The sequence below is a fragment of the Pseudonocardia sp. D17 genome, assembly GCF_036984265.1.
GTDB classification, from domain to species: Bacteria; Actinomycetota; Actinomycetes; order Mycobacteriales; family Pseudonocardiaceae; genus Pseudonocardia; species Pseudonocardia benzenivorans.
The window spans coordinates 1-11,702 of sequence record NZ_BPRG01000217.1; the positions used below are offsets into that span (position 1 = coordinate 1).

The window sequence follows — 11,702 nt, forward strand, 5'->3', positions numbered from 1 at the left end:
AACAGGTCCGGGCGACTACTACGGCCGCCACGCCGAGTGATCACCAGGTTTCACAACACTCTCTGAGGGCCGCGGCGCTCGGTCACGGCTGCGCGCCCGACGTCGCTACGAGAGCGGGGGGCCGTCCAGCAGCCCGGCCCGGCCGGCGAGCGCCGCGGCCTCGATCCGGTTCGCCGCACCCAGCTTGTGCAGCAGCGACGCGATCATCCGCTTGGCCGTGCGCTCGCTCACCAGCAGCGGCCGGGCGATCTCGCTGGTCTCCAGGCCCCGGGCGAGCATCGTCCACAGCTCGACGTCGCGGTCCCCGAGCCGGTCGAGCAGCCCGTCGGCGGGGCGGTCCGCGGCCGCGAGCAGGGCGTCGAGCAGCTCGGGGCGCAGCACCCGGACCCCGGCGACCATCGCGAGCAGCGGGGCGACGAGCACCTCCGGATCGGCAGACTTGCCCAGATACCCGTCGGCCCCGGCGCGCAGCGCGGCCGCGGCCAGCTCGAGATCCTCGGTGCCCGACAGGGCGAGCACCCGTGTCGCCGGGTAGGCGGCCTTGACGCGCCGGATCGTCTCCACCCCGCCCAGCGGCGGCAGCGCGAGATCGACGATCGCGATGTCGGCCCCGTGCCTGCCGACGAGCGCCACCGCCTCCTCGCCCGCCGTCGTCGATCCCGCGACCAGGAAGTCGGCGCCCGCGCGCGACTCGAGCAGCAACGCCAGACCCTCGGCGAAGAGGGCGTGATCGTCGACGATGACGACGACGTGCCGACGGTCCTGCACGGCGCGACCCTACTGTCGGCCCGTGCACCTTCGGCAGGAACTCGCCGGTCCGGCGGTCGGCGAGCGCGACCGCGCGGTCGACGAGCAGTGGACGACGTCGGTGCTGCGGCTGCTCGTCGTCCTCGCGGTGGGGTTGGCGCTGGCGATCGGGCCGCAGCTCGCCCGCGGCATGCTCCCCGCGGCGTGGGCGCTCGTCGCGACGACGAGCTGCTACGCCGTCGCGCAGGTCGCCGCCGCCCGGCGTGGCCGGGTCCTGTTGCCGCCCTGGCTGGTGACCGTCGTCGACGGCGCGCTGGTCGTCGTCGGATGTGCGTGGACGGGTGGGGCCGAGAGCGTGCTGGTCGCCGCGTTGCCACTGGTGGCGATCGCGGCGGCGCTGCGCGGCGGGGCCGTCGCGGGCCGGCTGGGGGCGCTCGCGCTCGGTGCCGGGTTCACCGCCGCCGCGGTCCTCGGTTCCGACGCCACCGTCCCGCTCGGCCACCGGTTGCTCGCCGGGGCCTGGTGGTCGGGCTTCCTCGTCACGTTCGCCGTGCTCGTCGGGGTGCTCGTGCGGATGTTCGAACGCCAGGTCCGGACCGCCGAGGAGGAGCGGGCGCTGCGGGCGCGGCTCGTCGCGACGCAGCGGGCCCGCATCGACGGCGTCCGGGTCGTCCTGCACGAGTTCCGCACCCCCGTCGCGTCGCTGTCCGCGCTGGCGGGCGACCTCGCCGCGGGCCGGCTCGACGGGCCGGCGCACGACCGCGCCGTCGCCCTGCTCGCCGACCACGCCACGCACCTCGGCGACATGCTCGACGGGCTCGCCGACCTCGCCGTCGCCGACGGCAGCCCGCTCGGGCGGGTCCGGGAGCGGGCCGTCGTGCTCGCGGAGCTGGCGGACGCCGTGCTCGACGCCGCGGGGGTCGCACCCGCTCGGCGGCTCGCGACGGTCGAGCCTCCCGGCGCCGCGGTCCGCGCCGATCCGCAACGGCTGCGCCGGCTGCTGACCAACCTCGTGGAGAACGCCGCCCGGCACGGTGGCGACGCGCCCGTCGAGCTCGCGCTGGCCTGGTCGGACGGACTGCTGACCGCCGAGGTGCGCGACCGGGGGCCCGGCCTGCCCGCGGGGCAGGAGGGACTGGTCACCGCCAAGGGCGTCGCGCTGGGGGAGCGGCGCGGGACGGCGGGGCTGGGGCTGTGGATCGTCGAGGCGCTCGTCGCGGCGATGGACGGCGAGCTCGCGCTCCTCCCTCGCGACGGCGGCGGCCTCGTCGCGCGCCTGGCCCTGCCGCTGCCGCCGGCCTGAGGCAGCGCGCCCGACGGTGGCCCGCACACCGCCGCACGGTCCTCCCGCAGCGCCCCGACGACAGTGAGGGTGCGCGCGGGCGGTGACGCGCAACCTCACGGTCGTCGCGAGGCGGCGACGCGACCGTGAGGTTGGGGTCGGGGTCGGGGTCGGGGTCGGGTGGGCGGACCTCGGCTCTGCCGGGCCCGCGAGCCGGGCTCCGGCTGTGCCGGGACACGATCGTCGGGGCGGCGGGCTGTGCGCGGGGCATCACGCGGACGGGTGGTGGCACCTGCGGGCCAGGTGAGGCGCGGCCGAACCGGTGCGCGCCGACGTGATCGCGGTCATGCTGGGCGCCATGCGGACGACAGCAGCGGTGCTGTGGGAGGTCGGGGGCAAGTGGGAGGTCGGCGAGGTCGATCTCGACCCACCTGGGCCCGGTGAGGTCCTCGTCGAGCTGGCGGCGAGTGGGCTCTGCCACTCCGACGAGCACCTGGTGACGGGTCAGCTCCCGGTCGGGCTGCCGATCGTCGGCGGCCACGAGGGCGCGGGCCGGATCGCCGCGCTGGGCGAGGGGGTCACCGAGGTCGCGGTCGGCGACCCGGTGGTGCTCGCGTTCCTGCCCTCGTGCGGGCGGTGCACCTGGTGCGTCCGGGGCATCACGAACCTCTGCGACGACGGTGCGGGTGCCACCCTCGGCCCGCAGCTCGACGGCACCTACCGCTTCCACGCCGGTGGCGAGGACATCGGCCAGATGTGCCTGCTCGGGACGTTCGCCAAGCACACCGTCGTCCCCGTCAAGTCGGTGGTGCCCGTCGACGAGGGATTCCCGCTGCACCTGGCCGCGCTCGTCGGCTGCGGCGTCACGACGGGCTACGGGTCCGCGACCAAGACGGCCGACCTGCGCGCGGGCGACACGGCCGTGGTGATCGGTTGCGGCGGCGTCGGGGCCAACGCGATCCAGGGCGCGCGCATCGCCGGCTGCCGCTACATCGTCGCGGTGGACCCGGTGGAGTTCAAGCGGGACAAGGCGATCGAGTTCGGCGCGACGCACGTGGCCGAGAGCATGGACGCGGCGTGGAACGTCGTGTCCGAGCTGACCCGCGGGCGGCTGGCCGACGCCGCGATCCTGACCGTCGGGGTCGCGCTGGGCGAGATGATCCAGCCGGCGCTGGAGCTCGTGGGCAAGCGTGGCCGGGTCGTGGTGACGGCACTGGCACCGCGCGGCGACGAGACCGCCGCGTTGTCGCTGCTCGACGTCACCGTCTACGAGAAGCAGATCCGCGGCGCGATGTTCGGCAGCGCCAACAGCCAGCACGACATCCCGCGGCTGCTCGAGCTGCACAACACCGGGCAGCTCAAGCTCGACGAGCTGATCACGCAGGAGTACGCGCTCGAGGACGTCAACCGCGGCTACGAGGACATGCGGGCGGGCCGCAACATCCGCGGGCTCATCCGGTACTGAGGGGGAGCGATGACCAGGAGCATCGAGCACGGGAAGCGGACCGGTTTCGCGAGTCTGGCGAACAAGGGGCTCAACCGGGACTCGTTCCCGATGCGGCTGTTCGCCAAGGGCAACGCCCGGCACTGGAACCCCGCCGACATCGACTTCAGCCAGGACGCCCGCGACATCGCCGCGATGACCGACGACGAGCGCTGGTGGACCTTCGCGCTGGCCGCGCAGTTCATGGCGGGGGAGGAGTCGGTGACGCAGGACCTGCAGCCGTTCGTCGCCGCGATGGCCGCGGAGGGCCGGCTGGCCGACGAGATGTACCTGACGCAGTTCGTCTTCGAGGAGGCCAAGCACACCGACGCGTTCCGCCGCTGGTTCGACGCCGTCGGCATGACCGAGGACCTGCATCCGTTCATCGAGTTCAACGAGCACTACATGCAGATCTTCACCCAGGAGCTGCCCGCCAGCCTGTACGCGCTGGCCGCCGACCCCTCACCGCGCAACCAGGTCCGGGCGTCGGTGACCTACAACCACATCGTGGAGGGCACGCTCGCGCTCACCGGCTACTTCACGTGGGCGAAGATCTGCACGAGCCGCGGCATCCTGCCGGGCATGCAGCAGGTCATCAAGCACATCGGTGACGACGAGCGCCGCCACATGGCGTGGGGGACGTTCACCTGCCGCCGCCACGTCGCCGCCGACGACGCGATGTTCGACGTGGTCGACGAGCGGATGCAGGAGCTGATGGTGCCCTCGATGGGGGTGGTCACCGGCACCTTCGAGAAGGTCGAGGCCGACGGCGGGCAGGTCCCGTTCGACGTCGACATGAACGAGCTGGCCGAGTACGCGATGGACAAGCTGGGCCGCCGGCTCGGAGCGATCGAGTCCGCCCGCGGCGCCGATCTGGCGGTGATCGACGTCGACGCCTCACCCGAGGCGTTGGAGGAGCGGTTCCACGCGGAGGACTCCCGTGAACTGGCTGCCGCGGCGCGTTAGGACCCGGTTCGCCCGCCGCGACGCGCTGGCCGAGCTCGACCCGGAGACCGACTTCCACGAGATCTACCGGCAGCTCGCGCTGTACGAGTTCCCGTGGGACATCAACCAGGCGTTGAGCTTCGCGTTGTTCCGGACCTACGCCGTCCCGTCGATCGGCCGGCTGCTGCACCGGACGGGGGAGTTCACCCGCCGCGTCCAGAAGCGCTACGACGACACCGGCCTGCTGCTGGAGGCGGTGCTCGAACACGGCTTCGACGCCGAGGAGGGGCGGGCCGCGATCCGCCGGGTCAACCGGATGCACCGCGGCTACGACATCTCCGACGACGACATGCGCTACGTGCTGTCGACCTTCGTGGTGACGCCGATCCGCTGGCTCGACGCGTACGGCTGGCGCAGGCTCACCGAGGACGAGAAGACGGCGTCGGCCAACTACTACCGCGAGCTGGGCAGGCACATGGGCATTCCCGACGTGCCCGCGACGTGGCGCGAGTTCACCACCCTGCTCGACGGCTACGAGGCCGCGCACTTCCGCTACGACCCCGGGTCGCGCACGGTCGCCGACTCCACGCTCGCCCTGCTGGCGACGTTCCCGCCGAACCACCTGGCCCCGCGTCCGGCGGTCGACGCGTTCGCCCGCTCGTTGATGGACGAGCCGCTGCGCCGGGCGCTGGCGTACCGGTCGCCGCCGCGGGCCGTGGAGGTCCTGTCACGGAAGGCCCTGCGGCTGCGCGGGCGGGTCGTCCGGTTCATGCCGGTGCGGACGGAACCCAGTATGTTCCGCGACCTCCCGGGCGTGCGCAGCTACCCGCAGGGGTTCACCGTCGAGGGACTCGGGACGTTCCCGACGGGGTGCCCCGTGACGCAGGGCAGCGACGGTTCGGACACCCGGCCGCAACACGCCCTCCGTTCGGACCAACTTGGGGGCGGGACCACAACTCGCCAGTAACCCACCCCGACCAGCCTCGTTGACCGGTTGTCGGTAGCCGCCTGCGCGCTCCCCAAGCACCCGCGGCGGCGTACCGCGTTCACGGTCGAATGGAGGCGCGCCGCGTGCCGGGTGTCGAGGTGAAGGTCGAAGGACTGTCGAAGTCCTTCGGTCGCGCGAACATCTGGTCCGACGTGACGCTCACGCTCCCGCCCGGCGAGGTCAGCGTGCTGCTCGGCCCCTCGGGCACCGGCAAGTCCGTCTTCCTCAAGACCCTGATCGGGCTGCTCAAGCCGGAGCGGGGCTCGATCGTCATCCACGACACCGATCTCGTGCGCTGTTCGGAGTCGCGGCTCTACGAGCTGCGCAAGCTCTTCGGGGTGCTGTTCCAGGACGGCGCGCTGTTCGGGTCGATGAACCTCTACGACAACATCGCGTTCCCGCTGCGCGAGCACACGAAGTTCTCCGAGGCGAAGATCGCCGACATCGTCGCCGAGAAGATGGAGATGGTCGGCCTCACCGGCGACGAGAAGAAGCTGCCGGGGGAGATCTCCGGCGGCATGCGCAAGCGGGCCGGCCTCGCCCGCGCTCTCGTGCTCGACCCCGAGATCATCCTGTTCGACGAGCCCGACTCCGGCCTCGACCCCGTGCGCACCGCGTACCTGAACCAGCTGATCATCGACCTCAACGCGCAGACCGACGCGACGTTCCTGATCGTCACCCACGACATCAACACCGCGCAGACCGTGCCGGACAACATCGGGATGCTCTACCGCAAGCACCTGGCGATGTTCGGGCCGCGCGAGGTGCTGCTGACCAGCGAGGAGCCGGTCGTCGCGCAGTTCCTCAACGGGCGACGGCAGGGTCCGATCGGAATGAGCGAGGAGAAGGACACCGCGCAGGCCGAGCGGGAACTGGCCGAGGCCGGTGAGCTCGCCGGGCTGCCGCCCTTGAAGCCGCAGCTGGAACCGTCGGCGGGGCTGCCCGAGCGGCGGGCCGTCGCCCGCCGCCGCGAGCGCGTCGAGTCGATGCTGCACACCCTCCCGCACGCCGCCCGGGACGCGATCCGGGAGTCGTATGCGGGCGAGGCGCCGACGGGCTGGATGCCGACCGTCGACGACGACCCGACCACGCAGCTCCCGGTCGTGCGCGAGGACTCCGTCGATCCCGAGGGGCGGCACCGCCTGTCATGACCGCGCCCAGCCCCGTCACCCGCGCGCTGACCCCGGTCGGCCAGCTCTTCGCGCTGGGTGTCGACATCGTCCGGATGACGTTTCGGCGGCCCTTCCAGCTCGGCGAGTACATCGAGCAGACGTGGTTCGTCACCAAGGTCTCGGCACTGCCGACGGCCCTGTTCACCATCCCGTTCGGCGCGACGATCGCACTGCTGCTCGCCGAGCTCACCCGCCAGTTCGGTGCCCAGAGCCAGACGGGCGCGGGCAGCGTGCTCGCGATCGTCCAACAGGCGGCGCCGATCGTCACCGCCCTGCTGATCTCCGGCGCCGGCGGCAGCGCGGTGTGCGCCGATCTGGGCGCCCGCACCATCCGCGAGGAGATCGCGGCGATGGAGGTGCTGGGCATCTCGCCGATCCAGCGCCTGGTCGTGCCGCGGGTCCTCGCCATGGCGACGACCGCGCTGGTGCTCAACGGGCTGGCCACCGTCGTGGGCGTCGCGGGCGGCTACTTCTTCAACGTCGTCGTGCAGGGCGGCACGCCCGGTGCCTACATCGCCAGCTTCTCCGCGATCGCGCAGGTCAGCGACATCGTCGTGTCGGAGGTCAAGGCGGCGCTGTTCGGCTTCACCGCGGGCGTCGTCGCCGCCTACCGCGGGCTCAACCCGCCGCCCGGTGCCAAGGGGGTCGGCGACGCGGTGAACCAGGCCGTCGTCATCTCGTTCGTGCTGGTGTTCCTGATCAACCTCATCCTCACGGCCCTGTACCTGCAGATCGTCCCGCCGAAGGGGGTCTGAGGTGAGCACCGCGTTCGGCAACAGGACCCGCCGCGCGCTGCGCGGGCCGCTCGACCAGCTGGCGGAGCTCGGCGACCAGCTGTCGCTCTACGCGCGGGCGATCGCGTGGATCCCGCGGACCGTCCGGCGCTACCGCGGGGAGATCGCGCGGCTGCTGGCCGAGGTCAGCTTCGGGTCCGGAGCGCTGATCGTCATCCTCGGCACCGCGGGCGTGATGGCGGCGCTGTCGCTGTTCGTCGGCTCGCTCGTCGGGCTCCAGGGCTTCCGCGCGCTCGACTCGCTCGGCGTCGAGGCGCTCACCGGCTTCATCACGGCCTACTTCAACACCCGCGACATCGCGCCGCTGGTGGCGGCGTCGGCGTTGACCGCGACGCTCGGCGCCGGGTTCACCGCACAGCTCGGCGCGATGCGCATCTCCGAGGAGGTCGACGCGCTCGAGGTCATGGCCGTGCCGAGCGTGCCGTTCCTCGTCACGACGCGGGTGATCGCCGGGATGATCGCCGTGATCCCGATGTACACGATCGGCCTGCTGGCCAGCTTCGTCGCGTCCCGGCTCAACGTGACGGTGGTCAACGGGCTGCCCGGCGGCACCTACGACCACTACTTCGACCTGTTCCTCCCGGTCAGCGACGTGCTGTTCTCCTATCTCAAGGTGATCGTCTTCTCCGTGGTGATCATCCTGATCCACTGCCACTACGGGTACCGGGCCAAGGGTGGTCCGGCGGGCGTCGGGGTCGCGGTGGGCCGGGCGGTGCGGCTGTCGATCGTCTCGACGGCCGTGCTCGACTTCTTCCTGACGCTGGTCATCTACGGGACGTCGACCTCGGTGCAGGTGGCCGGATGAGGTCCACCCGCCGGGTCCTGCAGGGCGTCGCGTTCATCGCGGTGATCGCCCTGATGGTCGGGCTCGCCGTCGCGAAGTACGCCGGCGCGTTCGACTCCGGCGTCCCGGTGACCCTCGACGTCGACCACGTCGGCACCCAGCTCAACACGCGGGCCGACGTGAAGGTCCGCGGCATGGTCGTCGGCCGGGTCGAGGACATCACCACCAACGGGGCGCGCGCCGTCGTCACGATGGAGATCGACCCCGACAAGATCGACGCGATCCCGGCGGACGTGTCGGCCCGGCTGCTGCCCAAGACGCTGTTCGGCGAGAAGTACGTGTCGCTGGTCCCGCCCGCGACGCCGGCGGGCGGGCACCTGCGGGCGGGCGACGTCATCCCGGAGGACCGCAGCCGGGCCGCCGTCGAGCTCGAGCGGGTCCTCGACGGGCTGCTGCCCCTGCTGCGCGACGTCGAGCCGCAGCAGCTGGCCACGACGCTCGGCGCGCTGTCCCAGGCGCTGTCCGGGCGCGGCGAGGAGCTCGGCCACACGCTCGTGCAGCTCGACACGCTGCTCGAGGGCCTCAACCCGAGCCTGCCGGACCTGAACGCCGACATCACCCAGCTCGCCGACTACGCCGACAACCTCGACGGTGCGGCACCCGACCTGCTGAACGCGCTCGACGACCTGCGCACCACCAGCACGACGATCGTCGACGAGAGCGCGAACCTGCGGGCGTTCGAGGCCTCGGTCACCGGCGCGTCCGACGACCTGACCGGTTTCCTGCGGGCCAACGGCGACAACATCGTGGCGCTCTCGGCGTCGAGCCGCCCGACGCTGGAGTCGCTGGCCCGCTACGCCCCCGAGTTCCCCTGCTTCTTCCAGCAGATGGCCGGGCTGGTCCCGTTCGCCGACAACGCGTTCGGGAAGGGCACCGACAAGCCTGGCATCCACATCACCCTGGAGATCGTCAACAACAAGGGCAAGTACAGCCCCGGCGAGGAGCCCCGCTACCTCGACGACCGCGGCCCGCGCTGCTACCCGATCACCTATCCGGGCGCGCAGAGCCCGCCCGACGGCCCGTTCCGCGACGGGTCGAAGCCCTCGCCGCCGCCCGCGGGCAACCCGGTCGGCAACCCGTCGGCGTTCGGCGTCGACACCTACGGCACCTACGACGGGTCGTCGACGTGGGGCGGGGTCCGCGGCGGCAGCCCGGCGACCAACGAGCCGGCGTCGTGGCGCACCGGCATGGGTCTGGCCAACTCCCCGGGCGACCGGCAGATGATCTCCGAGCTGGTGGCGGTTCAGCAGGGCACCTCGCCCGCGCAGGTCCCGAACTGGAGCAGCATGCTCGTCGGCCCCCTCTACCGCGGCAGCGAGGTGACGCTGACGTGAGCCGCGTCCCCGTCGCACCGCTGGTCAAGTTTCTGGTGTTCGCGCTGGTCACGGCACTGGCGACGACCGTGCTCGCGCTGACGATCGCCAACGCGCAGGGTGGTGACCGGACGGCGTACAGCGCCCGGTTCACCGACGCGTCGGGCCTGCTCCCGGGCGACGACGTGCGGATCGCGGGCGTCGTCGTCGGCAGCGTCGACGACGTGAAGATCGTCGACCGCCGGTTCGCCCAGGTCGACTTCAGCGTCGACTCCGCGCAGAAGCTGCCGGGCTCGGTCACCGCGGCGGTGCTCTACAAGAACCTGATCGGGCAGCGCTTCCTCTCGCTGGCGCAGGGCCAGGGCGGCAACCCGGTGCCGCTGCCGCCGGGCGGGGAGATCCCGGTCGACCGCACGACGCCGCCGCTCGACCTCACGACGCTGTTCAACGGCTTCAAGCCGCTGTTCGCCGCGCTCGATCCCGACCAGGTCAACACGCTGTCGATGGAGATCGTCGAGGTCCTGCAGGGCCAGGGCGGGACGGTCGAGAGCCTGCTGGCGAGCACGGCGTCGCTGACCAACACGATCGCCGACCGCGACCAGGTGATCGGGCAGGTCATCGACAACCTCGACACGGTCCTGCAGACGATCTCCGACCACGACGACCAGCTGAACGACCTCATCGTGTCGCTGCGCCGGCTCGTGTCGGGGCTCGCCGAGGATCGCAGGCCCATCGGCGACGCGATCTCCTCGCTCGGCGACCTGACGGCGACGACCGCGGGCCTGCTCGAGGAGGGCCGGCCCGCGTTGAAGCAGGACATCGCGTCGCTGGGGAACCTCACCGACCAGCTCAACCAGGGCGAGCCGACGATCGAGCACTTCCTGCAGTTCGCCCCGACGAAGCTCAACACGCTGTCGCGGGCGTCGAGCTACGGCAGCTGGTTCCAGTTCTACCTGTGCGGGTTCAGCGGGTCGGTCGGGGTCGGTGGCCTCGTCCCGGCGCAGGAGCTGCCCGTCTTCACCTCCGACGCACCGCGCTGCGGCGCCGACCCGGGCGGCTCCGGCGGGCAGGACCCGCCGCTGCTGCCCGCGCCGTCCAACCTGCCGCTCCCGACGGGCGTGCCGGCCCTGCCGGTGCCGTCGAACCTCCCCCTCGTCGGCGGTGGCTCGTGACCGTCCTGAAGCGTCCCGTTCCGCTGGCCGTGCTGGGCATCGTCGTGCTGCTCGTCGGCGGGCTGCTGGCGTTCAACGGGCCGTCGCTGTTCGGCGGGACGACCTACTCCGCGGAGTTCACCGAGGCCGCGGGCCTGCAGCCGGGGGACAAGGTCACGGTCGCGGGCGTGGAGACCGGCCGGGTCCGCAGCGTCACGCTCGACGGCGACCACGTGCTGGTGACGTTCCAGGTCGACGACGCCTGGATCGGCGACCGGACGACGGCCCTGATCGGGATCCGCACCCTGCTCGGCGCCAAGTACCTCGCGCTCGACCCGCAGGGCACCGCCGACCTGGACCCGGACACGGTCATCCCGCGCTCGCGGACCGCGTCGCCGTTCGACGTCGTCGAGGCGTTCAACGGGCTGTCCGGCACCCTCGACCAGCTCGACACGACCCAGCTCGCGAAGAGCCTGACGACGCTGGCCGACACCTTCCGCGGCTCGGCGCCCGACGTCCGCGGCGCGCTCGACGGCCTCTCCCGGCTCTCGACGACGATCGCGAGCCGCGACGACCAGCTGCGCAGCCTGCTCAAGGGCACGAACACGCTGGCGACGACGCTGGCCGACCGGCGCGGCGACATCGACTCCCTGCTGTCGGACGGCAACCTCCTGCTCGGCGAGCTGCAGCAGCGGCGCGACGCCATCGCGACGCTGCTCACCGGGACCCGCGCGCTGGCCACGCAGCTGCGCGGGCTCGTCGCCGACAACACCGACCGGCTCCGCCCGACGCTGGAGTCGCTCGACAAGGTCGCGGACGTGCTGCAGCGCAACCAGGACAACCTGTCGCAGGTGCTGCAGAAGGAGGCCGTCTTCGTGCGGCTGTTCACCAACGCCGTCGGCAACGGGCACTGGTTCGACAACTACATCTGCGGCCTGCTGCCCACGCCGAGCATCGGCCCGCTCAACCCGGGGGGATGCTGA

The 11,702-nt window shown here is 72.2% G+C and carries 11 protein-coding genes; 10 read left to right on the forward strand and 1 reads right to left on the reverse strand.

Annotated elements, in window-relative coordinates; genetic code table 11:
- Positions 1-105: 105 nt before the first annotated feature.
- Complete coding sequence (locus PSD17_RS29430; protein ID WP_339125678.1) at positions 106-768, reverse strand: response regulator transcription factor; 663 nt, start codon at positions 766-768, stop codon at positions 106-108.
- A gap of 22 nt (positions 769-790) precedes the next feature.
- Here PSD17_RS29430 and PSD17_RS29435 point away from each other — a divergent pair, with 22 nt between their 5' ends.
- The 10 genes from PSD17_RS29435 to PSD17_RS29480 all read left to right on the forward strand — a co-directional run bounded on the left by PSD17_RS29435 (position 791) and on the right by PSD17_RS29480 (position 11,702).
- On the forward strand, positions 791-2,050 hold the full coding sequence (locus tag PSD17_RS29435; protein WP_339125680.1) for a sensor histidine kinase: 1,260 nt from the start codon (positions 791-793) through the stop codon (positions 2,048-2,050).
- Between the two features lie 337 nt (positions 2,051-2,387).
- The gene (locus PSD17_RS29440; RefSeq protein WP_041762554.1) at positions 2,388-3,494 is read left to right on the forward strand and encodes an NDMA-dependent alcohol dehydrogenase; all 1,107 of its coding nucleotides are present in this window, start codon (positions 2,388-2,390) and stop codon (positions 3,492-3,494) included.
- A 9-nt stretch (positions 3,495-3,503) separates the two neighbouring features.
- Positions 3,504-4,478, forward strand: a complete 975-nt coding sequence (locus tag PSD17_RS29445) for a R2-like ligand-binding oxidase (protein ID WP_013677487.1) — start codon at positions 3,504-3,506, stop codon at positions 4,476-4,478.
- Positions 4,453-5,424 (forward strand): oxygenase MpaB family protein, encoded by a 972-nt coding sequence (locus PSD17_RS29450; protein ID WP_013677486.1) that lies wholly within the window; start codon positions 4,453-4,455, stop codon positions 5,422-5,424. The genes PSD17_RS29445 and PSD17_RS29450 overlap by 26 nt, the downstream gene beginning before the upstream one ends.
- Before the next feature lie 89 nt (positions 5,425-5,513).
- Entirely contained in the window at positions 5,514-6,596 is a 1,083-nt protein-coding gene (locus tag PSD17_RS29455; protein WP_339125684.1) for an ABC transporter ATP-binding protein, read from the forward strand.
- Positions 6,593-7,372, forward strand: a complete 780-nt coding sequence (locus tag PSD17_RS29460; RefSeq protein ID WP_013677484.1) for an MlaE family ABC transporter permease — start codon at positions 6,593-6,595, stop codon at positions 7,370-7,372. Before PSD17_RS29455 ends, PSD17_RS29460 begins: the two co-directional genes overlap by 4 nt.
- Before the next feature lies 1 nt (position 7,373).
- The gene (locus tag PSD17_RS29465; RefSeq protein WP_339125686.1) at positions 7,374-8,216 is read left to right on the forward strand and encodes an MlaE family ABC transporter permease; all 843 of its coding nucleotides are present in this window, start codon (positions 7,374-7,376) and stop codon (positions 8,214-8,216) included.
- Positions 8,213-9,589, forward strand: coding sequence for an MCE family protein (locus PSD17_RS29470; RefSeq protein WP_339125688.1), 1,377 nt, complete (start codon positions 8,213-8,215; stop codon positions 9,587-9,589). Before PSD17_RS29465 ends, PSD17_RS29470 begins: the two co-directional genes overlap by 4 nt.
- The gene (locus PSD17_RS29475; protein ID WP_339125690.1) at positions 9,586-10,740 is read left to right on the forward strand and encodes an MCE family protein; all 1,155 of its coding nucleotides are present in this window, start codon (positions 9,586-9,588) and stop codon (positions 10,738-10,740) included. Before PSD17_RS29470 ends, PSD17_RS29475 begins: the two co-directional genes overlap by 4 nt.
- Positions 10,737-11,702 carry an MCE family protein gene (locus tag PSD17_RS29480; RefSeq protein WP_013677480.1) on the forward strand — a complete coding sequence of 322 codons (966 nt, stop codon included), beginning with the start codon at positions 10,737-10,739 and terminating at the stop codon, positions 11,700-11,702. The genes PSD17_RS29475 and PSD17_RS29480 overlap by 4 nt, the downstream gene beginning before the upstream one ends.

Excerpts from the sequence above, each read along its gene's own strand:
- PSD17_RS29470 (WP_339125688.1), top strand. The coding sequence starts at position 8,213 with ATGAGGTCCACCCGCCGGGTCCTGCAGGGCGTCGCGTTCATCGCGGTG.
- PSD17_RS29440 (WP_041762554.1), top strand. The coding sequence starts at position 2,388 with ATGCGGACGACAGCAGCGGTGCTGTGGGAGGTCGGGGGCAAGTGGGAG.
- PSD17_RS29445 (WP_013677487.1), top strand. The coding sequence starts at position 3,504 with ATGACCAGGAGCATCGAGCACGGGAAGCGGACCGGTTTCGCGAGTCTG.
- PSD17_RS29455 (WP_339125684.1), top strand. The coding sequence starts at position 5,514 with ATGGAGGCGCGCCGCGTGCCGGGTGTCGAGGTGAAGGTCGAAGGACTG.
- PSD17_RS29460 (WP_013677484.1), top strand. The coding sequence starts at position 6,593 with ATGACCGCGCCCAGCCCCGTCACCCGCGCGCTGACCCCGGTCGGCCAG.